Annotated in this window: 25 protein-coding genes; 18 read left to right on the forward strand and 7 right to left on the reverse strand. The window is 70.0% G+C overall.

Annotation, left to right across the window (positions count from 1 at the left end; genetic code table 11):
• Positions 1–46: 46 nt before the first annotated feature.
• Complete coding sequence (locus ABVF28_RS00420) at positions 47–421, forward strand: sterol carrier family protein (protein WP_181026850.1); 375 nt, start codon at positions 47–49, stop codon at positions 419–421.
• Between the two features lie 82 nt (positions 422–503).
• Positions 504–929, forward strand: coding sequence for a hypothetical protein (locus tag ABVF28_RS00425; RefSeq protein WP_179555974.1), 426 nt, complete (start codon positions 504–506; stop codon positions 927–929).
• A gap of 251 nt (positions 930–1,180) precedes the next feature.
• Here the strand turns inward: ABVF28_RS00425 and ABVF28_RS00430 are convergent, their stop codons facing one another.
• From ABVF28_RS00430 to purF, 4 genes are all read right to left on the reverse strand, one after another.
• The gene (locus ABVF28_RS00430) at positions 1,181–1,795 is read right to left on the reverse strand and encodes an energy-coupling factor transporter transmembrane protein EcfT (protein WP_371029071.1); all 615 of its coding nucleotides are present in this window, start codon (positions 1,793–1,795) and stop codon (positions 1,181–1,183) included.
• A gap of 90 nt (positions 1,796–1,885) precedes the next feature.
• Positions 1,886–2,587 carry an energy-coupling factor ABC transporter ATP-binding protein gene (locus tag ABVF28_RS00435; RefSeq protein ID WP_371029072.1) on the reverse strand — a complete coding sequence of 234 codons (702 nt, stop codon included), beginning with the start codon at positions 2,585–2,587 and terminating at the stop codon, positions 1,886–1,888.
• Between the two features lie 51 nt (positions 2,588–2,638).
• Positions 2,639–3,268 (reverse strand): biotin transporter BioY, encoded by a 630-nt coding sequence (locus ABVF28_RS00440; RefSeq protein ID WP_371029073.1) that lies wholly within the window; start codon positions 3,266–3,268, stop codon positions 2,639–2,641.
• Between the two features lie 176 nt (positions 3,269–3,444).
• Positions 3,445–4,902 (reverse strand): amidophosphoribosyltransferase, encoded by a 1,458-nt coding sequence (gene purF, locus ABVF28_RS00445; RefSeq protein ID WP_371029074.1) that lies wholly within the window; start codon positions 4,900–4,902, stop codon positions 3,445–3,447.
• A gap of 193 nt (positions 4,903–5,095) precedes the next feature.
• Between purF and purM the strand changes: the two genes are divergently transcribed.
• Positions 5,096–6,208 carry a phosphoribosylformylglycinamidine cyclo-ligase gene (purM, locus tag ABVF28_RS00450; RefSeq protein ID WP_371029237.1) on the forward strand — a complete coding sequence of 371 codons (1,113 nt, stop codon included), beginning with the start codon at positions 5,096–5,098 and terminating at the stop codon, positions 6,206–6,208.
• A 325-nt stretch (positions 6,209–6,533) separates the two neighbouring features.
• Here the strand turns inward: purM and ABVF28_RS00455 are convergent, their stop codons facing one another.
• Positions 6,534–7,475 (reverse strand): asparaginase domain-containing protein, encoded by a 942-nt coding sequence (locus ABVF28_RS00455; RefSeq protein ID WP_258067830.1) that lies wholly within the window; start codon positions 7,473–7,475, stop codon positions 6,534–6,536.
• A gap of 245 nt (positions 7,476–7,720) precedes the next feature.
• Between ABVF28_RS00455 and ABVF28_RS00460 the strand changes: the two genes are divergently transcribed.
• From ABVF28_RS00460 to ABVF28_RS00480, 5 genes are all read left to right on the forward strand, one after another.
• On the forward strand, positions 7,721–8,659 hold the full coding sequence (locus ABVF28_RS00460) for an ABC transporter substrate-binding protein (protein ID WP_104310394.1): 939 nt from the start codon (positions 7,721–7,723) through the stop codon (positions 8,657–8,659).
• 160 nt (positions 8,660–8,819) lie between these two features.
• Positions 8,820–10,502 (forward strand): aromatic amino acid ammonia-lyase, encoded by a 1,683-nt coding sequence (locus ABVF28_RS00465; protein ID WP_371029075.1) that lies wholly within the window; start codon positions 8,820–8,822, stop codon positions 10,500–10,502.
• A 49-nt stretch (positions 10,503–10,551) separates the two neighbouring features.
• Complete coding sequence (locus ABVF28_RS00470) at positions 10,552–11,616, forward strand: ABC transporter ATP-binding protein (RefSeq protein WP_371029076.1); 1,065 nt, start codon at positions 10,552–10,554, stop codon at positions 11,614–11,616.
• Positions 11,613–12,356, forward strand: coding sequence for an ABC transporter permease (locus tag ABVF28_RS00475; protein ID WP_371029077.1), 744 nt, complete (start codon positions 11,613–11,615; stop codon positions 12,354–12,356). Before ABVF28_RS00470 ends, ABVF28_RS00475 begins: the two co-directional genes overlap by 4 nt.
• The gene (locus tag ABVF28_RS00480) at positions 12,356–13,117 is read left to right on the forward strand and encodes an ABC transporter permease (protein WP_371029078.1); all 762 of its coding nucleotides are present in this window, start codon (positions 12,356–12,358) and stop codon (positions 13,115–13,117) included. Before ABVF28_RS00475 ends, ABVF28_RS00480 begins: the two co-directional genes overlap by 1 nt.
• Before the next feature lie 224 nt (positions 13,118–13,341).
• Here the strand turns inward: ABVF28_RS00480 and ald are convergent, their stop codons facing one another.
• Positions 13,342–14,463: an alanine dehydrogenase gene (gene ald / locus ABVF28_RS00485; RefSeq protein WP_371029079.1), complete on the reverse strand. Its 1,122-nt coding sequence runs from the start codon at positions 14,461–14,463 to the stop codon at positions 13,342–13,344.
• Between the two features lie 141 nt (positions 14,464–14,604).
• Between ald and ABVF28_RS00490 the strand changes: the two genes are divergently transcribed.
• From ABVF28_RS00490 to ABVF28_RS00535, 10 genes are all read left to right on the forward strand, one after another.
• Positions 14,605–15,087 carry an Lrp/AsnC family transcriptional regulator gene (locus ABVF28_RS00490; protein ID WP_371029080.1) on the forward strand — a complete coding sequence of 161 codons (483 nt, stop codon included), beginning with the start codon at positions 14,605–14,607 and terminating at the stop codon, positions 15,085–15,087.
• A 287-nt stretch (positions 15,088–15,374) separates the two neighbouring features.
• Complete coding sequence (locus tag ABVF28_RS00495) at positions 15,375–16,763, forward strand: dihydroorotase family protein (protein ID WP_371029081.1); 1,389 nt, start codon at positions 15,375–15,377, stop codon at positions 16,761–16,763.
• 2 nt (positions 16,764–16,765) lie between these two features.
• Positions 16,766–17,608, forward strand: a complete 843-nt coding sequence (locus ABVF28_RS00500; protein ID WP_104310401.1) for an IclR family transcriptional regulator — start codon at positions 16,766–16,768, stop codon at positions 17,606–17,608.
• Entirely contained in the window at positions 17,601–19,490 is a 1,890-nt protein-coding gene (locus tag ABVF28_RS00505; protein ID WP_371029082.1) for a urocanate hydratase, read from the forward strand. Before ABVF28_RS00500 ends, ABVF28_RS00505 begins: the two co-directional genes overlap by 8 nt.
• Positions 19,483–20,601, forward strand: a complete 1,119-nt coding sequence (locus ABVF28_RS00510) for a DUF917 family protein (protein WP_371029083.1) — start codon at positions 19,483–19,485, stop codon at positions 20,599–20,601. Before ABVF28_RS00505 ends, ABVF28_RS00510 begins: the two co-directional genes overlap by 8 nt.
• Positions 20,591–21,898 carry a M20 family metallo-hydrolase gene (locus tag ABVF28_RS00515; RefSeq protein ID WP_371029084.1) on the forward strand — a complete coding sequence of 436 codons (1,308 nt, stop codon included), beginning with the start codon at positions 20,591–20,593 and terminating at the stop codon, positions 21,896–21,898. The genes ABVF28_RS00510 and ABVF28_RS00515 overlap by 11 nt, the downstream gene beginning before the upstream one ends.
• Before the next feature lie 215 nt (positions 21,899–22,113).
• Positions 22,114–22,794, forward strand: coding sequence for an alpha/beta fold hydrolase (locus ABVF28_RS00520; RefSeq protein WP_371029085.1), 681 nt, complete (start codon positions 22,114–22,116; stop codon positions 22,792–22,794).
• 25 nt (positions 22,795–22,819) lie between these two features.
• Positions 22,820–23,311 carry an FBP domain-containing protein gene (locus tag ABVF28_RS00525; RefSeq protein WP_211892238.1) on the forward strand — a complete coding sequence of 164 codons (492 nt, stop codon included), beginning with the start codon at positions 22,820–22,822 and terminating at the stop codon, positions 23,309–23,311.
• A 117-nt stretch (positions 23,312–23,428) separates the two neighbouring features.
• Positions 23,429–25,693 carry a carbon starvation CstA family protein gene (locus ABVF28_RS00530; RefSeq protein WP_371029086.1) on the forward strand — a complete coding sequence of 755 codons (2,265 nt, stop codon included), beginning with the start codon at positions 23,429–23,431 and terminating at the stop codon, positions 25,691–25,693.
• A 1-nt stretch (position 25,694) separates the two neighbouring features.
• Positions 25,695–25,922 carry a YbdD/YjiX family protein gene (locus ABVF28_RS00535; protein ID WP_371029087.1) on the forward strand — a complete coding sequence of 76 codons (228 nt, stop codon included), beginning with the start codon at positions 25,695–25,697 and terminating at the stop codon, positions 25,920–25,922.
• 7 nt (positions 25,923–25,929) lie between these two features.
• Here the strand turns inward: ABVF28_RS00535 and ABVF28_RS00540 are convergent, their stop codons facing one another.
• Complete coding sequence (locus tag ABVF28_RS00540; RefSeq protein ID WP_104310409.1) at positions 25,930–26,307, reverse strand: SdpI family protein; 378 nt, start codon at positions 26,305–26,307, stop codon at positions 25,930–25,932.
• Positions 26,308–26,323: the final 16 nt, after the last annotated feature.

Here is a 26,323-nt window from a genome sequence, read left to right on the forward strand (position 1 = left end):
GCGTCGCTCACCGACTCCGGGGGCGCGGCTGGAGCACAATAAGGACGTGCCGAAACCCCGAATCGCCGACGCCGCTGGCCTCGGAGCCATCACCGCCTGGTCTGAAGCCCGCGCCGAGGGGCGCCCGACGCCTCGTGCCGACGCCGCGACTGCCGTTCGCTACACGCTGCAGGCCCTCGAGGACCGGGCGCCCGGCGCGAGCGTCGAGGTTCGCGTCCCGCCGTTCGGGGCCGTGCAATGCGTCGAGGGCCCGGGCCATACGAGGGGCACACCGCCGAACGTCATCGAGCTCGACGCCGACACCTGGCTCGAGCTGGCAACGGGCCGGACCTCATGGCAGGAGGCCTTCGAGGCGAACCGCGTGCGCGCCTCCGGCACCCGCGCCGACGTCTCGGCCTGGCTGCCGCTCGTACGTCGCTGAGGGCGTGTGTCTCGGCGGGGTCGCCGCCCCAGCGACTGCGCATGCTGCGCGCGCTCACCGGGAACTGCGCGACAATGGATGCATGCTCCGCGAGAACGAACCCACTCCGCCGCGACCTGAAGGCGGCGCCGAACCGACGGCTGACCGCACGGTCCAAGCCGGCGGCGAGCTGGAGGGCTACGAGGCCGAGTTCGCCGAGCTGATCGACGAAGACGAGGATGACGGCGTCCGCGAGATGGACGCGAAGGTGCACCGGGTCCCGCGCATGAGCAGCTTCCTCGTGCTCGGCGCCATCGTCGGCGTGGTGCTCGTGACGATCCTCACGTTCGCGTTCCCGCCCAACGAGGCGTTCACGCGCATCCAGGTGTTCGCGTTCCTCCTCGCGTTCACGGTGCCCATCACGCTTGCACTCGGCGGGCTCGCCGGGTACATCGCGGGTCGGGTCTCTGCGAAGCAGTCGGTCGACGCGCGTCTCATCCGCGCCGACGAGCTCGAGAACCGCAGCTAACCCCCCCCCCGCACGGCCGCGGCAACCCTGGCCGTGCGCGCGCCTCCCTCCGGATCTGACTGGTGTTCACGGACCCAGTTCATCGCGTCGTGACGATTCGAGGCGGGGGGGTGTTGCCACTCAAGGTGACGTAGGACTGAAAATGCGGGCGGTGCGGCGGCGACGCTCCCCACGTCACCCTGACTGTCAGCAAAGGTGTCAGGTCCCGGTCCGAGCCAGGTGCGGAAGAGCGCGAGGACCTCTCGGTTCGCTCAGTCGTCGAGGCCGCGCGCGTGGAGTGCGTCTGACATGGCGTCGGCGCGACGCAGCGCTCGCACGACAAGCGGCACGGCGAAGGCACGCGGGTTGCCGCGGCGGCCGCGTGCGTACTGCGCCTGCCTCGCGGTCTCGGCGAGCTCGGCGATGAGCGGCACCGCTCGCACGCCGAGCGCGAGCTGCAACGCGATTCGGTCGGGATCCACGCCGACGCGTCGGAGCGGCCGGAGCAGCCACACGATGGCGTCGATCATGTCGGTCGTGCGGGTCGTGAGGCTGACGAGGGCGGCCGCGAGGAGCAGCGCGACGATCGACCCGACGACGCCGAGAGCCCGGGCGAGGTCAGCGCTCCACCACTGGAAGGCGAAGATGCCGATCAGGAAGATCCACGTGGGCCGCACGCCGCGCCAGGCGTAGCGCAGGCTCAGTCGCGCGACCGCGAACCCGAGCAGGGCAGTCGCGACCGCGATGCCGGCGGCGAGCGGCGACGCGATCGCGAGCACCGCTGCGCCGGCGGCGACGAGCGCGAGCAGCTTCGCCCCTGCCGGCAGCCGGTGGACGATGGATGCCCCGGGCACGTAGACCGCGAGCGGCGACGAGCGGTCAGCCACGGGCTGTGCCCGGCGAGAGCGGGTGCCCCGCAGCGCGCCCTTCGTCGTCGAGGCGGGCGTCCCAGAACCCCGTCTGCCGGGATGCGGGCTTCACGGCGCCCCTTCGGCCTCGATGGCGGCCCGGTACGCGGCGATGGCCTCCGACGGTGACCCGTCGAAGTGGATGCGCCCGTCGTGCATCACGAGCACGCGATCGAAGGTGCGGAGCAGGTCGAGGTCGTGGGTCACGAGGACCACCTGTTGCGGCAGGCGTGCGATGCGGGCGGCCATGGCGCGTGCGTTGCGCAGATCGAGGAGGGTCGTGGGCTCGTCGAGGACGAGGATGCTCGGCTCGGTCACGAGAACCGCCGCGAGGGCGAGCAGCTGCTTCTGTCCGCCGGAGAGGAGGTGCGCCGGGTGGTCGGCGCGGTCGGCGAGCCCGACCTGCTCGAGCGCGCTGGCGGTGCGGGCGGCGATCTCGGCCTTGCTGAGGCCCCGCCGCCCGAGCCCGAAGGCGACGTCCTCCCCGACGGTCGGCATGATGATCTGCGAGTCGGGGTCGGTGAAGCAGAACCCCACGCGCCGGCGGACCTCTCGCCCGTCCCGCTTCGTGTCGAAGCCGTCGACCGAGACGGTTCCGCTCGTCGGCAGCAGCAGGCCGTTGAGGAGCCTCGCGAGGCTCGACTTGCCCGAGCCGTTGGCGCCGATGATCCCGATGCGCTGCTCGTGGAGCGTGACCGAGATGTCGTCGAGCACCCGCCGCCGCTGGGCGCCGTCGCCGAACGCGACGCTCACGCCGTGCAGCTCGATCATGCGCAGCCCCCGTTCATCGGGCGGGCGTGAGGGGATGCGGGAGCCGAGCGCTCACGCATCCACTGCCGGTGCCGCTGCTGGACTGGACGCGGCCTTCCGCCGGTGCCGACGACCGGAGATGAGCCCCGGGTACGCCTTGTGGACGCCGCGCGCGATGAGCGCCGCGATGACCGCCTTCGCCAGGTCGCCCGGCAGGAAGGCGAGCGCAGAGAGCGCCGCGGCGCCGACGCCGATCTTGGCCATGAGGGCGACGCCGATGATGCCGGGAACGTAGAGCACGAACACACCCCCGACCGCGGTCGCGAGGATGCCGGGCAGAAGGCGGAACGGGGTCCCGAAGCGTTCGACGAGCCATCCGACGGCGAAGGCCGCGATGGGGAAGCCGATGAAGTAGCCGACAGTGGGGCTCGCGAGCACCGCCAGCCCGCCCCGGCCGCCGGCGAGCAGCGGGAGCCCCGCGAGCACGAGCACGTTGAAGAGCAGCATCGCGGAGAAGCCGCGCTTCGACCCGAGTACTGCGCCCGCGAGCATCACGCCCAGCGTCTGCAACGTGATCGGCACCCCGGGGCCGGGGATCGTGATGGCCGGCACCACGCCGAGCGCCGCCACGATGCCCGCGAACACGGCGATCTGCGTCAGGTCCCGGGTTCGGTTGCGGGGTGCGAGGGGTGCGTCGGTCATGCGAGGACTCTACCGGCGCCCCGCCCTGCCGCCCGCCCCGCGCCCGGCGTCTCGCATCCCGCGACACCTGTGGAAAACGCATGCTCGTTTCGCGACGAACATGCGTTTCCCAGATATCTGGCCCCGTTGGGCGGCAAGGATGCGCGGGGTGTGGGCTGCAGTGAGTCGCCGGCTGGCTAGCTCTTCGTGTTGAGCTCGAGCCAGGCGAGGTACTCGGGGGTGACGGTGCCGGTGGCGTAGTTGCCGTCGAAGCAGCTCATGTCGAGCTCCTTCACGTTCGAGCCCTCGGTGATGGCCGTGAACAGGTCGCCGACCTCCTGGTAGACGAGACGGTCGGCGCTGATGACCGACGCGATCTCCTCGATCGAGCGGCCCGATGCGACGAGCTCGCCGCGCGACGGCATGTTGATGCCGTACACGTGCGGGTAGCGGACCGGGGGAGCGGCGGATGCGAAGGTCACCGAGTTGGCGCCGGCCTGCCGGGCCATCTCGACGATCTCCTTCGACGTCGTGCCGCGCACGATCGAGTCGTCGACGAGCAGCACGTTCTTGCCGCGGAACTCCGTCGGGAGCGCGTTGAGCTTCTGGCGCACCGACTTCTTGCGCACCTTCTGCCCCGGCATGATGAACGTGCGGCCCACGTAGCGGTTCTTGTAGAAGCCTTCGCGGTAGTCGATGCCGAGGGTCTTCGCCATCTCCATCGCCGTGGGGCGGCCCGAGTCTGGGATGGGCATGACCACGTCGATGTCGCCGGCGCTGATGCTGCGCTCGACGTTCGCGGCGAGGGTCTTCCCCATGCGCAGGCGCGACTCGTAGATCGAGATGCCGTTCATGACGGAGTCGGGGCGAGCGAGGTACACGTACTCGAACGAGCAGGGCACGAGGCGCGGGTTGATGGCGCACTGGCGCGAGAAGAGCTCGCCGCCCATGGAGATGAAGATCGCCTCGCCCGGCTCGACGTCGCGGACGAAGTCGTAGCCGCCCGACTCGAGCACGAGCGACTCGGACGCGACAACCCACTCGTCGCGGCCGTGCTCGTCGTCGCGGCGACCGAGGACGAGGGGGCGGATGCCGAACGGGTCGCGGAAGGCGAGCAGCCCGTATCCGGAGATGAGGGCGACGGATGCGTACGAGCCCTCGACCCGGTCGTGCAGGCGGGAGATCGAGTCGAACAGGTCGTCCGGGGTGAGGTCGTCGCCGTTGATGCCGTGCTGCAGCTCGTTCGCGAGGACGTTGAGCAGCAGCTCCGTGTCACTCGACGAGTTCAGGTGGCGGCGGTCGACGTTGAAGAGCTCCTTGCGCAGCTCTCGCGTGTTCGTGAGGTTGCCGTTGTGCACGAGGACGATGCCGTAGGGCGCGTTCACGTAGAACGGCTGCACCTCGTCGTCGCTCTTCGCGCTGCCAGCCGTCGCGTAGCGGACGTGGCCGAGGCCGACGTTGCCAAGCAGGTTGCGCATGTCGCGGGTGCGGTAGCCCTCGCGGACCTGCCCCTTGACCTTGGCGATGTGGAACGTGTCCCCGTCGGCTGTCGCGATGCCGGACGAATCCTGGCCGCGATGCTGCAGGAGCAGGAGGGAATCGTAGATCTGTTGGTTGACGGGACTGGTCGAGACGTGACCAACAATGCCGCACACGCTGGGGGAGCTCCAAGCACAGGTAAGCGCGCCCGCGAGGGCCCGATTTCAAGGAGGCCCACGAGGGGCCCTGAACGATGTTTCGATTTTGTCACAGCTGGCGAGTCCGCGCGCACCAGCGTGGGAAGGGTTCGCTTCCGGCGTCACCCTCGCGGCGGGCTAGGCTGTTGGGCGCATCCCCCGAGGAAAGGGCATCCCTGTGTCAGGCAACGACCTCTACGCCGCCGCTGGCGTCGACACCCGCGCGGGCGACACCGCCGTCGAGCTCATGAAGCGCGCCGTCCAGGCGACCCACGGACCAGAAGTGCTCGGCGGCGTCGGCGGCTTCGCCGGCCTCTTCGACGCGTCGCGTCTGACGTCGTTCACGAAGCCCATCCTCGCGACCTCGACCGACGGCGTCGGCACGAAGGTCGCGATCGCGCAGGCCATCGACAAGCACGACACCATCGGGCAGGACCTCGTGGCGATGGTCGTCGACGACATCGTCGTCGTGGGCGCCGAGCCCCTCTTCATGACCGACTACATCGCCTGCGGCCGCGTCGTCCCCGAGCGCATCGCCTCGATCGTCGAGGGCATCGCGAAGGCGTGCGCCGAGACCGGCACCGCGCTGACCGGCGGCGAGACGGCAGAGCACCCCGGCCTCCTCGGCCCGGACGACTACGACGTGGCAGGTGCCGCAGTCGGCGTCGTCGAGGCCGACCGGATGCTCGGACCAGAGCGCGTGCAGCACGGCGACGTCGTCATCTCGATCGCGTCGAGCGGACTCCACTCGAACGGCTACTCGCTGGTGCGCCGCATCATCGCCGACCAGGGGCTCGCCTTCACAGACACCTCGGCGGAGCTGGGCGGGGTCGTCGGCGAAGTGCTCCTCGAGCCGACGCGCCTCTACACTGGCCCGCTCGTCCGTCTTCTCGCCGAGCCAGCCCTCGACGGCGCCGTGCACGCGTTCAGCCACGTCACCGGCGGCGGCATCGCAGCGAACCTCGCCCGCGTCCTCCCGCAGGGTTCCTGGATCGAGCTCGACCGCGGCGCCTGGTCCCCGAACGACATCTTCCGCGTCCTCGCGGGCTTCGCCGGAACCGACCTCGAGTCGACGGAAGGCACCTGGAACCTCGGCATCGGCATGTTCGCGGTCGTCGACGCGCAGCGCGCATCCGCGGTCGTCGAGTGGCTCGAGGCTGCTGGCCTCCCCTCCTGGGTCGCCGGCACCATCTCGACCGAGGCCCGCGACTTCGATGGCTTCGAGCAGGGCGCCAAGGGCGTCGACGGCGGCGCCGTCCGCCTCGTGGGCAGCTACGCCAGCTAGCAGGACGGGAGTCGCCGCTTCTCGCGGACGGACGAAGCAGCGCGGCCACGAGCACGCGGGTCTTCGCGCGGCCTGACCCACATCAGTGCAATAAACGCGATTCGAGGGCGTTTCGACGCTTTCGGGCCCGATATCGCACTGATGTTGGACAGGCGTCCGCGCAACGTCGAAGCGGCGCCCGGAAAATCCGCGCCCACCTGGCCAAGGTCCGTGATGAAACGGCCGGGTTCGCGCGTTGCGGCGTCTCCCGCGCTCACTGATCCCAGAAGTTGGACAGGCGTCCGTGATGCCTGGACTCCGCCGCGGCGCAGGAGGGGCAGCCCGTCTACTCGGCGGCGAACGCCGCAGCGATGTCCTCGCTCGTCGCCTCATTGGCGAGCAGGGCGGCGAGCAGGATGCGCGCCTGCCCGGCGCGCAGGACCGCCGCGTGGATGGCGCCGACGACCGCGAGGTCGTGCCCGCCCCCGCCTCCGCCGTAGCTGGCCTTGAGGACACCGAAGGGCACTCGGCTCGAGACGACGAGCGGGATGTCGGAGGCCTGGCATTCCCATGCGGCGGAGACGATGCTCTGGCTCGCGTTGCCGGAACCGAGGCCGACGAGCACGATGCCCTGCACGCCGGCTTCGAGGCTCGCGTGCAGGTGAGTGGCGTCGCCGCCAGGCATGACGGCGACGGTGTCGACGCGCATTCCGGTCACCGGGGCCGGCAGGTGCAGGCGGCGGGCGGGCCTGTCGGTGACGCTCCGGAACGCATCCGCGCGGTCTGCGGATGCCTTCGTGAGGCCCCACGCCTTGAGCAGTCGGCCGCCGAACGCGACGAGCACGCCTCGCCCGCGGTTGGCGGGATCGAGCGCGGCGGCGAGGGCCGCGGCGACGTTCGCGGGCCCGTCCGGTGCCTCAGACTCCGCAGTGAACTGCGAACCGGTAAAGATGACGGGCTTCGAGCTCTTGAGCTGCAGGTCGGTGAGCAGCGACGACTCCTCCATGGAGTCCGTGCCGTGCAGCACGATGACGGCGCTGACCTCGTCATCCTCCACCTGGCGGCGCACCTCGTCGCTGATCGACTGCATGTCGCCGAGGGTGAGGCTCGAGGAGTCGACGGCCATGAGGTTCACGGGCCGCAGGCGGGCACCTGGCGCGTCTGCGCCCTCGAGCAGCGCATCCGCGCCGAGGCTGGGCGTCGTCGCCCCTGAGGCGGTTGTCGTGCTGGCGATGGTGCCGCCCGTCGCGATGACGGCGATGAGGGGGAGAGGCGCAGTGGTCGTCACGGTCACATGTCTACCCGGTTTCGCCGGGACGCGCGCTGAGGGTTGACTGCGCGGCGTTCGGGGACCGACGGCCAGGATGCGCGACCCGCGACGCGGGGAACACGGACGCTTTCCCGTGCGTTGGGCACGTAACACAGAGTTAATTCGCGCCTTCCGGGAAGCGCGTCCCGAATTCATGGGGCACATTCCTAAGATGGCCGCACATCACTGATGTTCTGGCTACCGCCGAAGATAGGGAAACCCCAATGCAGAAGACACGCCTGATCACTGGAGGCATCGCCGCGCTTGCAGCGATCGGCCTCCTCTCAGCCTGCTCGAACCCGACCGCCCCCGACGCCGGCGGAACCGACGAGGGCGCCGCGTCCGGCGACACCATCGTCGTCTCCTCGGCGAACTTCCCGGAGTCGGAGATCATCGGCAACCTGTACGCGGAAGCGCTCAAGGATGCCGGCTTCACGGTGGAGACGCAGTTCAACATCGGCTCGCGCGAGGCGTACATCCCGGCGCTGTCGGACGGATCGATCGACCTGATCCCCGACTACACCGGCAACCTCCTCATCTTCCTCGACCCCGAGGCGGACACGGCGGATGCGGAGACCATCAACACGGGGCTCACCGCGGCGCTCGAGGCGGAGGGCCTCACGGGGCTCACCCCGGCCGAGGCCGAGGACAAGGACGCGGTCGTCGTCACGAAGGAGACCGCTGAGAAGTGGAACCTGACGACCATCGCCGACCTCGCCGCGCACAACGCCGAGATCACCTACGGTGCCCCGGCCGAGTTCCAGGAGCGCCCGCAGGGCCTGCCCGGCCTGAAGGCGAACTACGGCGTCGAGCCCAGCGCCTTCACCCCCATCGCTGACGGCGGCGGACCGGCTACGGTCGACGCGCTCGTGAGCGGACAGGTGCAGGTGGCGAACATCTTCACCACGTCGCCCGCGATCGTCGAGAACGACCTGGTCGTGCTCGAGGACCCGAAGAACAACTTCCCGGCGCAGCAGGTCGTCCCGATCGGCAACACCGAGAAGCTCACCCCCGAGGTCGCTGAGGTCATCGACGCCATCTCGGCGCAGCTGACCACCGACGAGCTCATCGCGCTGAACACGCGCGTCTCGGGCGAGGAGAAGGTCGAGCCGACCAAGGCCGCGACCGACTGGCTCACCGAGAAGGGCCTGCTCGGCGCGTAGGCACCGGGGCACCCGCACGACCGCCCAGAGGGTGGATGCGGCCGGTCACGCGCCGTCCGCATCCACACTCTCGGCAGCACCACCAGGCACGGCCGCCGAACCCACCTCCCCCGCTTTCTTCACCCCTCCAGTTTCAAGATCCACCAGAAGCGAGTTCCGGATGCAGCAGCACGCAGACGCCGAGCAGCGGCCGCAAGTGCGCCCGACGATGCGCCCCAACAGGCGTGCCGTGCAGGCGAAGCGCCCGGTCACGGACGGGTCGTCCGCTGGCGTCAACGCGCTCGCGGGGACCAGCGCGGAGGCGTCGCTGCCGCTCTCGAGCTTCGTCATCGGTCGCGACCGCATGACCCCGCGCATCCTGGAGCGACTGGCCGTCACGGTCGGCCACCTCGACATCGACCCGCACGTCAGGGTCCGCCTCGCGGAGGCCCGCGGCGTCATCGAGAGCGTCATGGCGCGCGGCGAACCGGCGTACGGCGTGAACCGTGGCCTCGGCCCGCTGCGCGACCAGGAGATCCCCGAGGAGCTGCAGCACGCCTTCCAGCTGTTCGTCCTCGCCTCCCACGACGCCGCTGTCGGCAAGAACCTCACCCCGATCGAGGCTCGTTCCGTCATGCTCGCGCGCCTCGCCGTCATGGCGCAAGGCAACTCTGGGGCGACGACGTCGCTCTTCGAGGGGCTGCGCTGCCTGCTCGAATGCGGCGTGACGCCCGCCATCCCGTCTGAGGGATCCGTCGGCGCGGCAGACCTGTCCATGCTCGCGGCGATCGGGAACGTGCTCGTCGGCCGTGGCCGGGTGCTCGACGAGACGGGCACGCAGACCGTCCCGGCTCGCGAGGCGCTTGCGACGGCAGGGCTCGTCCCGCTGGAGCTCGCCGCGAAGGACGGCCTCGCCCTCGTCGGCGCGAATGCCGCCTCGGTGGGCATCGCCGCCCTCACCTCGGTGCGACTCGACCGCTTCACCGCCTCAGCCGACCTCGTCGTCGCCCACACCTTCGACGCCCTCAACGGCAGCGTCAAGGGCTTCCAGGAGAAGGTCGTCGCGGCGCGGCCCCACCCCGGCCAGATCCGCGCCGCCGCCCGCTTCCGCTCGCTCCTCGGCTCGAGTCGCGCCTACGGCCCCGCCACAGCTGGCTCGCTGCAGGACCCGCTCTCCATGCGCACCGTCCCGCAGGTGCACGGCACGCTCATCGAGCAGGCGGATGTGCTGCGCGAGTCGGTCACGGTCGAGCTGAACGCGCGCAGCGAGAACCCCTACATCGACGTCGACAACGACGTCATCATCTCCAACGGCAACTTCTCGACGATCCAGATGGCGATCACCGCCGACTCGGTCCGCCTCCTCCTCGCGCACTTCGGCATCATGAGCGAGCGGCGCTGCTCCCTCATGATCAGGCGCCTCCGCTCCGAGCGCTCGCTCGTCGAGCAGGTGCTGTCGATCGATGACGCCGAGCATCCGTTCGTGCCCGTCATCCTCGCGAACACGGCCTCGTCGCTCATGGCGCGACTCCAGCAGCTCGCGGCGCCCGTCTCGCACCTCGGCGGGGTCGTCGGCGACGGCGTCGAGGACCACAACGCGCAGGGCTACCTCGCCGTGCGCCTCCTCGAGGACAGCCTTGAGGCCGCCGAGCGGCTCCTCGCGATCGAGGCGCTCCTCGCAGTCGGCGTGGGCGTCGCAGCCCCCGCGCCCTCCATGAAGGACCGCGCCCCGCTCGTGGTGCAGCTTTCGAAGCGCATCCGTGAGACGCTCGCCCTCAACGACCCCGCCATCATGACCTCTCAGCGAATCGACCGAGTGCGCGCCGACATCGCCGAGCTGAGCGAGCACGTGCAGGACGCGTGAGCCGTCGGCTCTCGCACCAAGATCACCCCGTCCCCAGCCAAGGAGCAGCATGATCACCTTCGAGAGCGTCACCAAGACGTATCCGGACGGCACCACCGCGGTCAACGACCTCAGCCTCGACATCGAGGAGGGCTCCTTCACGGCCTTCGTCGGCCCCAGCGGATGCGGCAAGACGACGTCGATGCGCATGATCAACAAGATGATCGACGCGTCGAGCGGCCGCATCACGGTTGCAGGCAAGGACGTCGCGGATGTGCCCTCGACGCAGCTGCGACTCGGCATCGGCTACGTGATCCAGAACGCGGGACTCTTCCCGCACCGGACCGTGCTCGACAACGTCGCCACCGTGCTCCGGCTCAAGGGCGTGCCCGCGAAGGAAGCCCGCGCGAAGGCGATGGATGCCATCGAGCGAGTTCGCCTCCGCCCCGAGCTCGTGCACCGCTACCCCGCCGACCTGTCCGGCGGCCAGCAGCAGCGTGTGGGCGTGGCGCGCGCGCTCGCGGCCGACCCGCCCATCCTGCTCATGGATGAGCCGTTCAGCGCCGTCGACCCGGTGGTGCGCGACGAGCTGCAGCAGGAGATGATCCGCCTGCAGCGCGAGCTGAAGAAGACGATCGTGTTCGTGACGCACGACATCGACGAGGCGCTCATCCTCGGCGACAAGATCGCCGTCTTCGGCCCCGGCGGCGTGCTGCACCAGTACGCGGCCGCCGAGGAGGTCATGACGAGACCGGCGAACACGTTCGTGTCCAGCATGATCTCGAAGGACCGCGGCTACCGGGCCCTCACGTTCCGGGACGCATCCCTCACCGCGGAGCCCCTCGCCGAGCCGGTCGCCGGCATCATCAGCCTCGACCCACACACATCGGAGTGGTCGCTCGCCGTCGACGACAACGGCCGCCCCGACGCCTGGCTGCACCGCGCGAGCTCGCTGCGCGTCCCCGTCGGCGCCGTCGTCACCCTCGACGACAACCTGCGCCGGTCGCTCGACGCGGTGCTCGCCTCCCCGGCGGGCCTCGCCGTCGTGGTCGACGAATCCGGCGCCGCCGCCGGTGTCGTGCGCGGCGAGACGGTGTTCGCGCGCGTCGCCGACTCGAGCGGCGACCGGTCATGAGCTGGCTCATCGCGAACTGGGACACCGTCTGGCCCATCATCATCCAGCACGCGATGCTCTCGGTCGTGCCCACGGTGCTCGGCCTCATCATCGCGCTTCCGCTCGGGATGCTGCTCGTCGGGCGCCCCCGGGGTCGCGCGGTCGCGATCGTCGTCGCGAGCATCGTGTTCACGATCCCGTCGCTCGCGCTGTTCGTGGTCATCCCCTCGATCGTCGGCACGCCGATCATCAGCCCGCTCAACGTGGTCATCGCGCTGACGCTCTACTCGACGGCGCTCCTCATCCGCACAGTGCTCGAGTCGCTCGACGCCGTGCCCGCCGACGTGAAGGACGCGTCGAGCGCCATCGGCTACTCATCGATCAAGCGGGTCATCGAGGTCGAGCTGCCCCTCGCCATCCCGGTGCTCGTCGCCGGCCTCCGAGTCGTCGCCGTCACCAACGTCTCGCTCGTGTCGGTCGGTGCCGTCATCGGCGTCGGCGGCCTCGGCCAGCTCTTCACTGCCGGCTTCCAGCGCGACTACCCGGACCAGATCTTCGCGGGCATCATCACGATCCTCGTGCTCGCGTTCATCTTCGACCGCATCATCGCCCTCATCGGCGTCGCCACCACACCGTGGCTCCGCAGCGGGCGCGTCAAAGCGAAGCGCGCCGCGAGGCGCACACCCAACGAGCGCACGGAGACCGCCATGCTCGACACCGTCATCGGACTCGATTCTCCGGAAAAGAAGGCAAACGTCTGATGTTCAACGAGATGCTGTCCTACTTCCTCGACCCGGCCAACTGGGTCGGCTCCGCGAGCATCCCGGCGCGAGTGGGCGAGCACCTCTGGTACTCGCTGCTCGCCGTCGCACTCGCCGCCGTCATCGCGTTCCCGCTCGGCCTCGTCATCGGCCACACCGGCAAGGGCACGACCTTCATCGTCGCCACCGCCAACGTGCTCCGGGCGCTCCCCAGCCTGGGCCTCATGACGCTGCTCGTGCTGCTCATGGGCCTCGGCCTGTTCCCGCCCGTGATCGCGCTGGTCATCCTCGCCGTGCCGCCACTCCTCGCCGGCGTCTACTCGGGTGTCGCCAACGTGAGCCGAGCGACCGTGGATGCCGCGCGAGCCATGGGCATGACCGAGTGGCAGATCGTGTGGCAGGTCGAACTGCCCAACGCCATGCCGCTCATCGTCGCCGGCCTCCGCAGCGCGGTGCTGCAGGTCATCGCGACCGCGACCATCGCGGCCTACGTCAACCTCGGCGGCCTCGGGCGCTACATCTTCGACGGCCTGGCCGTCACCGACTACGGGCGCGTGCTCGTCGGCGCGATCCTCGTGACGCTCCTCGCGCTCGTCGTGGACGGCATCCTCGCGCTGCTCGGCCGCCTCGTCGTCCCCGGCCGCAAGAAGCGGGGTCCGAAGGATGCTGATGCGGGCTCGGGCTCGGGCGCAGGCTCGAGTGCTGGCGCTGTCTCCGGCGCGACGGTCGCATCCACGAGCGCCGCCACGACCAGCGCCTAGCTGTGCGGTCGGTGTCCGCGGGTTCCCTGGCCTGCGCTGGCACCCCGGTCGCCGGCCCGGCCGGCCCGCGCACCCGCCCCACAGCGCGATCACTGCCAGCCAGGTGGCCCTTCTGGATGTTCCAGAAGGGCCATCTGGCTGGCGGCGTTCGCGGTGGCTCGGGGCTCAGGGGCCATTTGGCTGGCAGCGATTGAGGTTGGGTGCGCGGATGCGGTGCGCGGCGGCTACTCGGCGGCGAGGATGTCGTCGACGGGGCGGTACTCGAGGCCGAGCGCCGTCGCGACGCCGAGGTTGGTGATGTGCCCGCCGTGCACGTTGAGCCCGAGCGAGAGCGCCGGGTTGTCCTGCATGGCACGCTTCCAGCCCTTGTCGGCGATGGCGGTCACGTACGGGAGCGTCGCGTTGGTGAGCGCGCGCGTCGACGTCTCCGGCACGGCACCAGGCATGTTCGCGACGCAGTAGTAGATCGAGTTGTGCACCGGGAACGTGGGGTCGTCGTGGGTCGTCGGGTGCGACCCCTCGAAGCATCCGCCCTGGTCGATGGCGATGTCGACGAGCACCGATCCGTGCTTCATGCCCGCGACCATCTCGTCGGTCACGAGCTTCGGTGCGGCGGCCCCCGGGATGAGGACGGAGCCGACGACGAGGTCGGCCTCGGCGAGCTGCGCCGCGATCTCGTACGCCGATGAGGCACGCGTCTGGATCTTGCCCTGGAACTGCACCTCGAGCTCCCGGAGCCGGGGGATGTTGAGGTCGATGATGGTGACGTCGGCGCCCATGCCGACGGCGTTCGCGGCCGCGTGCTCGCCGGCGACGCCGCCGCCGATGACGACGACCTTCGCCTTCGGCGTTCCGGGGACGCCGCCGAGCAGCATGCCGCGTCCGCCGGCGGCCTTCATGAGGTGGTACGCGCCGACCTGCGTCGCGAGGCGGCCAGCGACCTCGCTCATGGGGGTGAGCAGCGGCAGCGAGCGGTTCGGCAGCTGCACCGTCTCGTAGGCGATCGCGGTGGTGCCCGCGCCGGCGAGCGCCTCTGCCTGCGCCCGGTCGGCGGCGAGGTGCAGGTAGGTGAAGAGCACGAGGTCTGGCCGCATGTGCCGGTACTCGGAGGCGATGGGTTCCTTGACCTTGAGGAGCAGCTCTGCGCGCGCCCACACCTCGTCGGCGGTGGCGAGGATGCTCGCACCGGCGGCCCCGTAGGCCTCGTCGGTGATGGCGGAGCCGAGCCCTGCGCCTGCCTCGATGAGCACCTCGTGGCCGTGCCGCACGAGCTCGTGCACGCCGGCGGGCGTTATGGCGACGCGGTTCTCGTTGTTCTTGATCTCTGCAGGGATCCCGATGCGCATGATGACCTCGTTGTGTTCGTGCTGATTCGGTGCTGTTCTCCGGAAATCATGTGCAGAAAGTGTTTCGAACGAGTTGAGAGCCGCAGGAACCGCGGCCCTTGGGTCAGTATTGGTAGAAATCTGTGATCGAAGGGGATGCGCATGGCTGGAACGCCGAAGGAACTTCGGGGTGCGGATGCAGGGGCGCTCGACGACATCGACGGCAGGCTCGTCGAGCTGCTGCAGGCCGACTCCCGGCAGTCGAACACGCAGCTCGCGAACGCCGTCGGCATCGCGCAGTCGACGTGCATCGCGCGAGTGCGCTCGCTGGTCGCCCGCGGCGTGATCACGAGGTTCACGGCGGATGTGGGCCTGCCGCAGCTCGGCCTTGCGCTGCAGGCGCTCATCAGCGTCAACATCCGGTCGGGGAAGCGGCAGGAGCTCGCGCATTTCGCGGAGGAGATGCGGGCGCTGCCCGAGGTCGTGCAGATCTTCTTCCTCGGCGGCTCGGAGGACTTCATCGTGCACGTCGCAGTGCGTGACTCGAATGACGTGCGGGAGTTCGTGGTGGCGCACCTGTCGACGCACCCGGCCGTCGCCTCGACTCGCACGAGCATCGTCTTCGACCACCACCGCATCCGCTGACCTGCCTGCCTGCCTGCCAGCCTGCCTGCCTGCGCCGAGCTCAGGCACAGACGTTGGGGTTGCGCATGCTCGGCGCTGCTCGTGCCTGCTGAAGCCCCAGGTTTGGGGATGCTGGAGTCGGCCCGGCGTGCAGACGTGGGGGTTGCGCTGGTTCCGTGCTGGGGTGGGCTGCTGAAGCCCCAGGTCTGCGGGCAGCTGGCCGGCATGCGGCAGCCTGGATCCGCACTTCGTCCCGCGATCTAAGAACGCAGTAGCCGAAACCACCGTTGCGTTCTTATTCTGTGTGCATGGAGCCAGGAGCGCAGCCACAGGAAGACCTCGTCGCGACCCTCATCGTGCGCGGGAGGATCCGGGATGCCCGCGGCGTCTGGGGACCGGGCGAGGTGTGGGCTGCGGGGCCTCGAATCGTCGCGGTGCACACCGGCGCGTCCCGCGCCGCGGCTCCCGCAGGAGCCACGCTGGTCGACGTCGGCGATTCCTACGTGCTGCCCGGAGTGGTGGATGCGCACGTGCACTCCCTCTCGCACGGCGGCGAGGGCATCGCCGCGTCGACGAGGGCGGCGGCCGCGGGTGGCGTGACGACGATCGTGGAGATGCCGTACGACGGCACCGGTCCCATCAACAGCCTCGACAAGCTGCGCGCGAAGCAGGATCTCGCGAACGACGAGGCGCACATCGACGTCGCGCTGCTCGGCACCCTCGCGCCCGGTGGCGGGTGGCGTGCGGCTGGAGATCTCGCCGAGGCTGGGGCCGTCGGCTTCAAGGTCTCCCTCTTCCACACGCACGAGACGCGCTTCCCCCGCATCGACGACCGCGAGCTGCTGAGTGTCATGGCCGCCGTGCGGGACGCGGGCCGCACCCTCTGCACGCACGCCGAGAACAACGAGATCATCCAGTCGCTGCTCCGGGAGGAGCGCGCGGCGGGCAGTACCGACCCGCAGTCGCACTCGCGGTCGCGGCCGCCCGTCTCGGAGACGCTCGGGGTGCTGACGGCGCTCGAGGTGGCGGCCAACACGGGCGCGCGCCTGCACGTCTGCCACCTGTCGCTGCCGCGCAGCGTCGATCTCGTCGAGTGGTACCGCTCGCAGGGCGCTGACGTCACGCTCGAGACGTGCCCGCACTACCTGACCTTCACCCAGGACGATCTCAAGACGCAGCGCGGGCACCTCAAGATCAACCCTCCGCTGCGCGATGCGACCGCACGTGAGGGCCTGTGGGACCGCATCGGGCGTGGCGCCGTGAGCGTCGTCAGCTCCGACCACGCGCCGTGGTCCCGCGAGCTGAAGGAGCACGAGGTGATGCTCGACAACAGCTCGGGTGCTCCCGGCGTGCAGACGCTCGTCGCGGCGACGCTCGGCGGGGCGCTCCGCCGCGACGCGTCCGAGGCGCTGCTGTCGCAGGCGGTGGATGCGCTCACGATCTCGCCAGCGCGCCGGTACGGCCTCGACGTGCGCAAGGGCTCGCTCGAGGTGGGCAAGGACGCCGACATCGTCGTGTTCACGCCTGGCGACGCATCCATCGAGCTCGACCGGATGCTGTCGAACGCTGGCTGGACGCCGTACGAGGGCATGTCGCCGGGCGGCAGCGTGACGCACACGTTCTCCCGCGGTGAGCTGGTCTACTCCGACACGGCGGGGCTGCTCGCGGCCGCTGGCCGGGGAGAGGTCCTGGTCTGATCATGAGCGACCTGCGACCGAAGGCGGATCCGAACGGGCGGCCCATCTCCGGGGGAGCGGCCGCGTCCGGCGGTGGCAGCGGCACCGGTGGAGCGGCGTACAAGTCACTGCACCGTGGCCTCGAGATCCTGCAGCTCATCCAGGGCCGCGGGCGCCTGAAGATCTCCGAGATCAGCAGCGAGCTCGGGATGCCCCTCTCGACCGTCTACCGCTACGTGACAGTGCTTCGGGATGCAGGCTTCGCGATCGAGATCGACGGCTACCTCATGCCGTCGAGCCGTCTCGCGGAGAGCGACGACGCCTCGCCGCACCTCGTGCGCTACGCGGCCCCCGTCCTCCGCCGCCTCCGCGAGCTGACCGGCATGACCGCGATTCTCGCCGTGCGGGTGCACATCACCGCCGTGTGCCTCGAGGTGTCCTACGCGCATCCGCAGCATCGCATCCCGTTCGGACGCGGCAAGGTGCGCAGCCTCTACGCGGGCGCCACGGCGCTGCCGCTGCTGGCGTACGCGCCGAAGAAGGTGGTGCGCGAGCTGCTTTCCGGCGGTCTGCGCGCGTACACGACCGCGACCATGAGCCCCGAGATGATCGAGCCGTATCTGCGCCAGGTGCGCGCCGAGGGGCACGCCGTCTCCTACGGGCAGATCACCCCGGGCATGGTCGGCATCGGCGTTCCCGTCTTCGCGGGCGGCCGCGTGCTGTGCTCACTGTCGCTTGTCGGTGACGAGCGGCAGACTGGGGCACTGGACGAGCGCATCGCGCTCCTCAAGCAGGGAGCTGCAGAGCTCGCCGCGAAACTGCCATCGAACGTCGACCTCGAAGTCTGGAGCGATCAGAGTGCCTGAATCAGCCGCGACCCCCGCGAACAGCCAGACCCGCGCGGGCGGTGAGACTCCCACGAACGGCGAGACGCCGCTGCCGGCATCCGCGCCCCTCGCCAGCCCCATCCTCGCCCGCGGCACCCAGCCCATCACGGCGCAGCGCGGCACGAAGCTGCGGGCCAGGAACTGGCGCGCCGAGGGCCTGCTTCGCATGTTCGAGAACGTGCTCGAGGTCGGCGAGAACGCGGCGGAGCTCATCGTCTACGCCTCGCTCGGGAAAGCCGCCCGCAACTGGGACGAGGCCTGCCGCATCGTCACCTCGCTGCTCGAGCTCGACGAGGCCGAGACGCTCATCCTGCAGACGGGCGCCGCAGTCGGCGTCATGTCGACGAAGCGCGACTCTCCCATGGTGCTGTCCGCCGTCAACAACACCGTCGGCAACTGGGCGACCAGCGACCGCTTCTACGAGCGGTACCGCGCCGGCCAGACCATCTGGGGCGGCCTGACCGCCGCCGCGTGGCAGTACATCGGCCGCCAGGGGGTGCTGCAGGGCACGTACGAGCTGCTGCGCGAAGTGCTCGTCCAGCACTACGACGCGCGGGCGGAGGGCAGGTGGATGCTCACCGCTGGCCTCGGCGGGATGGGGTCGGCCCAGCCGATCTCGGCGCGCATCCTCGGCCTCTCCTCGCTCACGGTCGAGATCGACCAGGTGAAGATCGACCGCGCGCTCGCGGTCGGCGGCATCGACGTGCAAGCGCCGACCCTCGACGACGCGCTCGCGCTGATCGAGGCGGCGCGCGCCGAGGGGATCCCGGCCGCGGTCGCGCTGCACGCCAACGCGGCGGCCGTGTTCACCGAGCTCGCATCCCGAAACGTCACGCCGGACATCGTCACCGACCAGACCGCCGCGCACGACGCGCGCTACGGCTACGTGCCCCTGGAGTACACACTCGACGCGTGGATCACGGCCCGCGAGACGGAGCCGGAGCGCGTCGAGGCGCTCGCACGAGCATCCATGGCACAGCAGGTCGAGGCCATGCTCACGTTGCAGGAACGCGGATCGGTCGCGTTCGAGAACGGCAACAACCTGCGCGTGAAGGCGCTCGAGCACCTGGGGGAGGGTGAGACTGCCCGGGTCAACCGCATCCCCGGCTTCATGGAGGCGTACCTGCGGCCGCTCTTCGCTCGCGGCATCGGCCCCTTCCGCTGGGTGTGCCTGTCGGGCGACGTCGACGACCAGCTGACGATGGATGCGCTCGCCTCGTCGCTCTTCCCCGACCGCCCCGAGGTCGCCGAGTGGCTGGCGCTCGCGGGCGTGCATGTGCCGCAGCAGGGGTTGCCGGCCCGGTCGTGCTGGCTCGGCCACGGCGAGCGCTCGCGCCTCGCGCAGGCCGCGAACGAGCTCGTCGCCGACGGACGCCTCACAGCTCCCGTGCTCTTCAGCCGCGACCACCTCGACTCGGCTGGCATGACGCATCCGCGCATCGGCACGGAGGGCATGCGAGACGGCTCGGACGGGGTCACCGACTGGCCGCTCCTCGACGCCATGCTGCTCTCGACCGCGGGTGCCGACCTCGTCGCCATCCACTCCGGCGGCGGCGGCTACACGGGGTGGATGCAGTCGGCTGGCGTGTCGATCGTCGCCGACGGCAAGGCGGAGACCCTCGAGCGCCTGCGCCTCGCGCTCGACCTCGACACGGGCCTCGGCGTCATCCGCCACGCCGCCGCCGGCTACGAGGAGGCGACCGTCGCCATCGCGCGCGGAGGCGAGACGGGGGATGCGCCCATCGCGGCCCTCGGGCTGGCCGCGCGCGGCGCATCCGCTGGGCCAGCTGCATCGGCCCCGGAACCACACGCACTCCCAGCCAGCTCTGACACCGACCCCGAAGGGAACGCTCGTGCGTGAACTCACCCAGGAAGACGCCATCCACGGAGTGCTCGGGGGCGGTGTGCTCGCGTGCGGCGGCGGCGGGTGGAAGCACCACGGCGAGCTCATGGGCCGCATGGCGACCGAGCTGAACCGGCCGGTGCTCGCGAGCATCGACGAGCTGCCGGAGGACAGCTGGGTGGCGACCGTCACGGCCATCGGCGCCCCGGCGGCGAAGAACTGGGAGATCCGCCCGGTCGACTACGTGCACGCGCTGCAGGAGCTCATCAGGGCGACGGAGGTGCCCATCGCGGCCGTCATGACCGCCCAGAACGGCTACTCGACGACCCTCAACGGGTGGATCCAGTCGTCGGTGCTCGGCGTGAAGGTGCTCGACGTGGCCGGCGACGTGCGAGCGCATCCGACGGGCAAGCTCGGCTCGCTCGGCCTCGCCGAACGTGAGGGCTACGTGGCGACGCAGGTCGTCTCGGGCGGCAACCGCGCCCTCCACGGGCACTTCCTCTCGGTGAACACAGGCACGATCAACACGTGCGACGACGTGCTGCGCGACATCTCGGTGCGCACGGGCGGTTTCATCGCGGCCGCGCGCAACCCCGTCGAGCTGAGCTACGTGAAGGAGCACGCGGCGCACGGGTCCATCTCGTTGGCCCTCGACCTCGGGCGCGACATGGCGGCCGCGCTGAAGAAGCGCGGCGCGAGCAAGCAGGAGGCGTTCGTGCAGGCGGTTGTCGAGCGCCTCGGCGGCACCGTCGTGTCGCGCGGCCCGCTCGGCTTCGAGGTGCCGACCGAGACGCACGGCGGCTGGGACCACGGCACGTTCCGCATCGGCGACTTCACGGTGCCGTACCTCAACGAGTACATGGCCATCGAGTCCGGCGGTGAGCGCATCGCGACCTACCCGGACACGATCATCATCCTCGACCCCAAGCTCGGCGAGGCCGTCGCAGTCAAGGACGCCTACGAGGGCGAAGAGGTTGTGCTCGTCTCGGTGCCCGCGTCAGCCCTGCCCGTGTCGTCGTCGGCCATCGACGAGTCCGGGCTCGCCGAGATCGAGCAGATCATGGGCATCGACTTCCTGAAGTACCGCGACTCGGGCCTCGTCGGCGGGACGGTCGGCTATGTCAGCTGACACCGCGGATGCGCTGCTCGGCGCCGTTGACCCGTCCAGACTCCGGCCCGACCAGCAGCGGGTCCTCGCCGATCTGACGGAGCTCGCCGGCCTCGTCGAGAGCGCCGAGCCTGGCTTCTCACGACGCGTGTTCTCCGACGCGTACCGCGCGGGGCGCGAGTGGGTGCGAGACCGGATGCGTGCCGCGGGCCTCGACGCCCACATCGACCCGGCGGGCAACGTCGTCGGAGTGCTGCGCGGCGCGAACTCGGCGCTCAAGCCGCTCATGACGGGGTCGCACACCGACACCGTGCACGCGGGCGGACGCTACGACGGCATCGTCGGCGTGCTCGGCGGCATCGAGGTCGCGAGGCGGCTCCGCGAAGAGGGCATCACGCTCTCGCGCGACCTGTACGTCGTCGACTTCCTCGGCGAGGAGGCGAACTCCTTCGGCGTCTCCTGCATCGGGTCCCGGTCCATCGCCGGACTCCTGCTGCCCGAGCATCTCGAGCGCACCAACGGCGAATCCGCGCTGCGCCTCGGCGACGCCATGACGGGCTTCGGCCTCGACACGAGCGGCGCCCTCGGCCAGGCCTGGACGCCCGGCTCGCTGCACGCCTACCTCGAGCTGCACATCGAGCAGGGACCGCAGCTCGAGCGCAGCGGCACGCAGATCGGCGTCGTCACGGCGATCGCCGGCATCGAGCGGCTCATGGCCGCCTTCGCGGGCCGCGCCGACCACGCGGGCACCATGCCCATGCAGGGCAGGCACGACGCGCTCATCGCGGCCGCCGAGGCGATCCTCACGATCGAGCGAGAGGCGTGCGGCGCCCCCATCCACGGAGTATCGACGACCGGCCGCATCGAGTCGTCGCCCGGTTCCTTCAACATCGTTCCAGACGAGGCGCGCATCTGGGCGGAGATGCGCAGCGTGGATGCGTCGTGGCTGCACGGCGCGAAGCGTCGGGTCGCCGAGGACATCGCGGCGGGCGCCGCGCTGCGCGGCGTCGAGACCGCCATCGAGTGGCTCAACGACCAGGACCCGGTCGCGGCAGACCCCGACGTGCAGCGCCTCCTCGGCGAGGCCGCCGACGCGCTCGGCTACACGTGGGAAGCCGTGCCGTCCGGCGCCGGCCACGACGCCGCGCACCTCGCGCACCTCGGGCCGATGGGCATGATCTTCGTGCCATCCGTCGGCGGGCGCAGCCACGTGCCAGAGGAGTTCACGGAGGCTGACGACATCGCCGTGGGCATCCACGTGCTCGCGACGGCCCTCGTCGCCGCCGACCGCAGCGAGCGTCCGCTCGTCGCGAGCTGAGCCCGCTCGGCCGTCGCCGAAGTCTCGGGATGGAAACCTCGCTTCGCTGCGGGAAGTTTCCCAGCACGAAGTGAGTTCGCCAGCCCGAGTCCCCGGGCGCCGAGATCGCCGGCCAGGTGCCGAGTCGGGCGAAAGTCCAGGCTCGGCCCCCAGGCTTGGCAGTCGGATGCATGTGCATCCGTTCACAGACAACTGATGCGGGAACGGGGAACACCATGGCGACGTTTGTGCTCATCCACGGTGGAGGATCGTCGAGTTGGGACTGGCACCTTGTCGTGCCGAAGCTCGAGGAGGCGGGGCACCGCGCCATCGCGGTCGACCTGCCGGTTGAGGAGCCGGGCCTGTCGCTCGTCGACTACGCCGATTCGGTGTCCGCGCAGCTCGACGAGGCGAGGGGCGACAGCTCCGACGGTGACGGGCAGGGCGAGCAGCTGGTCATCGTCGGCCATTCGCTTGGCGGCTTCACGGCCGCGCTCGTGGCTGAGCGCCTGGACGCCGACGGGCTCGTGTACGTCGCCGGGATGACCCCGAAGCCGGGGGAGACGATGCAGGAGTGGTGGGATGCCACGGGCCATAGCGCGCTCGGTGTCGATTCCGAGGACGAGCTCGTCTTCTACAACCTGGTCCCAGACGACCTGGTCGTCGATGCGAAGGCGCACGTCCGCGAGGAGACGGGGTCGTGGATGGATGCGCCGTGGCCCGGAGTGGGCCGGGAGACGCCGACGGGGTTCATCGCCGCCGAGGACGACCTGTTCTTCCCGCTCGAGTTCGCGAAGCAGCATGCGCGCGACCGCGCCGGGGTCGAGGCGGTTGTCGTGCCGGGTGGTCACTACGTCGCCATCGGTGCCCCGGATCCCCTGGCGAAGGCGCTCGCGGAGTTTGCTGACGGCCTCTGACCGTTCGGGTCGGTACGCTCGTCGGATGCAGCAGCTCACCGAGGCCCAGATTCGGGATGCGTTCGTGAACGCCTCGCGCAAGGAGGTCAGCGACGTGACCCTGCCGCCCGGTTTCCACGATATCGACTGGGGGCGACGCGACTACCTTGGCTGGACGGACCCGAAGTTGGGGCGTCGCGCCTACGCGGTGGTCCCCGTCGACGGCGAGCTCGTGGGGATCGTGTTCGAGCGGGCGCGCAAGCTGCCGACGCGTCGGGCGATGTGCTCGTGGTGCGAGGACGTGACGCTGCCGAACGATGTCGTCTTCTACAGCGCGAAGCGCACGGGGGACGCGGGCCGGCGCGGCGACACCGTCGGGACGCTCGTGTGCGCTGCGTTCGAGTGCTCGGCGAACGTGCGCCGCCTGCCTCCGTCCGCGTACATCGGCTATGACCGGGATGCGGCGCGCGAGCAGCGCACGGAGAACCTGCGGACGCGCGCGGCGAGCTTCGCGCGCAACCTCCGCGACGGGGTCTGACCGAGTCCGTCGGGCGTCCGGGTCTCGATCCGGTCACTCCCTCCTTCCGGAGGTGGCGAGTGTCGGTGGCATGGTCCATCGTGGACTCCACGACAGCCACTCGACGAGGAGCGACCTGTGAGCCACGACGCGAAGAACAGCGGAGCAGCACTCCGCGACCCTGAACTGCCACCTGTAGCGGTGGAGGATCTCGACCCAGACGCCGAGAAGCCGAGGTGGGCGCCGGCGAAGGTCGCCCTGTGGGTCGGCGTCGGGCTCTTGGGCGGTCTGGCCTGGACGATGCTCGCGATCGTCCGTGGCGAGACGGTCAACGCCATCTGGTTCGTGTTCGCCGCCGTCTGCACCTACCTCATCGCCTACCGCTTCTACTCGAAGCTCATCGAGCGCAAGCTCACACGCCCTGACGACCGCCGCGCGACACCTGCCGAGTACAAGGCGAACGGCAAGGACTTCGTGCCGACCGACCGTCGCGTGCTGTACGGCCACCACTTCGCGGCGATCGCCGGCGCAGGTCCTCTGGTCGGTCCGGTGCTGGCAGCGCAGATGGGGTACCTGCCCGGCACGGTGTGGATCATCGTCGGCGTCGTCCTCGCGGGTGCCGTGCAGGACTACCTCGTCCTGTTCTTCTCGACCCGCCGCGGAGGTCGCTCGCTCGGGCAGATGGCCCGCGACGAGCTCGGCGTGATCGGCGGCATCGCGGCGCAGATCGCGACGCTCGTCATCATGATCATCATCGTCGCGATCCTCGCGCTCGTGGTCGTCAACGCGCTCGGCGAGAGCCCGTGGGGTGTCTTCAGCGTCTCCATGACCATCCCGATCGCCCTCTTCATGGGGCTCTACCTGCGCTACCTGCGCCCGGGCAAGATCACCGAGATCTCCATCATCGGCTTCGTGCTGCTCATGTTCGCGATCGTCGTCGGCGGCTGGATCGCCGACACCGAGTGGGGCACGCAGCTCTTCACGCTCGACCGCACGACCATCGCCTGGGGCATCATCATCTACGGCTTCGTCGCCGCCGTCCTCCCCGTCTGGCTCCTGCTCGCACCTCGCGACTACCTGTCGACGTTCATGAAGATCGGCGTCATCGTCATGCTCGCCGGCGCGATCGTCGTCGTGCGCCCCGAGATCGAGGTGCCGGCGTTCAGCGAGTTCGCGAGCCGCGTCGACGGTCCGGTCTTCTCGGGCTCGCTCTTCCCGTTCCTCTTCGTGACGATCGCGTGCGGCGCCCTCTCCGGGTTCCACGCGCTCATCGCATCCGGAACCACCCCGAAGCTCGTCGAGAAAGAGAAGCAGACCCGCTTCATCGGCTACGGCGGCATGCTCATGGAGTCGTTCGTCGCCATCATGGCGCTCGTCGCGGCGCTCTCCATCGACCGGGGCATCTACTTCGCCATGAACTCATCGGCGGCCGCCACGGGAGGCACCATCGAAGGTGCCGTCGCGTTCGTCAACTCTCTGGGTCTGACTGGCGTCAACCTGTCGCCGGATGCCCTCTCGACGATGGCGACGAACGTCGGCGAGGAGAGCATCGTGTCCCGCACGGGCGGCGCACCGACCCTCGCCGTGGGGCTCGCGCAGATCATGCAGCAGTTCATCGGGGGCGTCGGCATGATGAGCTTCTGGTACCACTTCGCGATCATGTTCGAGGCGCTCTTCATCCTCACCGCTGTCGACGCCGGCACCCGAGTCGCCCGATTCATGCTGCAGGATGCGATCGGCAACTTCGTGCCGAAGTTCCGCGATCCCGACTGGAGGTTGGGCGCCTGGATCGCCACCGCTGTCATGGTGGCGGGCTGGGGCGCGATCCTCATCATGGGCGTCACCGACCCCTTGGGTGGCATCAATACGCTCTTCCCGCTGTTCGGCATCGCGAATCAGCTGCTCGCCGCCATCGCGCTGGCGATCTGCCTCACGATCGTCGCCAAGAAGGGCCTCTTCAAGTGGATGTGGATCGTCGCGCTCCCGCTTGCGTTCGTCGCGGTCGTCACGATCACGGCGTCGGCGTTCAAGATCTTCTCGCCGGTCCCCGCCGTCGGGTACTGGGCGCAGAACGCGGCCTTCCGGGATGCGCTCGCGGCTGGCGAGACGAGCTTCGGCAACGCGAAGACCGTCGAGGCCATGGAAGCGGTCGTGCGCAACACCACCGTGCAGGGCTCCCTGTCGATCCTGTTCGTGACGCTGTCGATCATCGTCATCGTCGCCGCGCTCGTCCGCACCTTCCGCGCGATGCGGGGCGACCTCGGCCAGAGCACGGAGGACCCGGTGACGCCGTCGCGGCTGTACGCCCCAGCGGGGTTCCTGCCGACCAAGCCGGAGCGAGAGTTGCAGCGCGAATGGGACGCGGTCCCCGCCGACAAGCGCCCCGACATCGTGAGGCACTGACGTGACGAGCACTCCGACCTCTGGGATGCGCCTGGCTGTGGACACAGTCGGGCGCGTCCTGCGGGCCATCCGCTGGTACGTGACGTCGATGATGGGCGACAACGCCTACGAGGTGTACGTCGCGCACCAGCGCCGCGCGCATCCGGGCGTCGAGCCGATGGGCGAGCGTGCGTTCTGGAGGGAGCGCACCGACGAGCAGGACAGGAACCCGCAGGGACGCTGCTGCTGAACCCCGCCTACAGGCCCGCGACGCCCTTCGCCGCCCGATGAGCGATCACCAGACTCGAGATGACGCCCGCCAGCGTCGCCACGACTGCGAGGGCGAGCGATACCAGGTACGGCGCGACTGTTCCGGCGGAGAGCACGGATACGACCGCGAACACGATGCCGGCCCCAGCTCCCGTGTTCGCGGGTCGAAGCGCCGCTTCGTGCCCGGCGCGCCAGGCCTCGTCTGAGGAACGGGTCGCCGCCGTCCGCAAGCCCGCATACCCCCAGCGGTCGAGTCGACCATCCGCACCCCAGCGAACCGTGAGCATGCTCACGAGGTTGCCGACGATGAGGATGACCGCCACAGCAATGGCAGCGGGAAAGCTCGGCGGCTGGAGTTCGATCACTGGGGATTTCGAGTTC

The organism is Pseudoclavibacter sp. JSM 162008 (genome assembly GCF_041366455.1).
Lineage (GTDB): Bacteria > Actinomycetota > Actinomycetes > Actinomycetales > Microbacteriaceae > Pseudoclavibacter.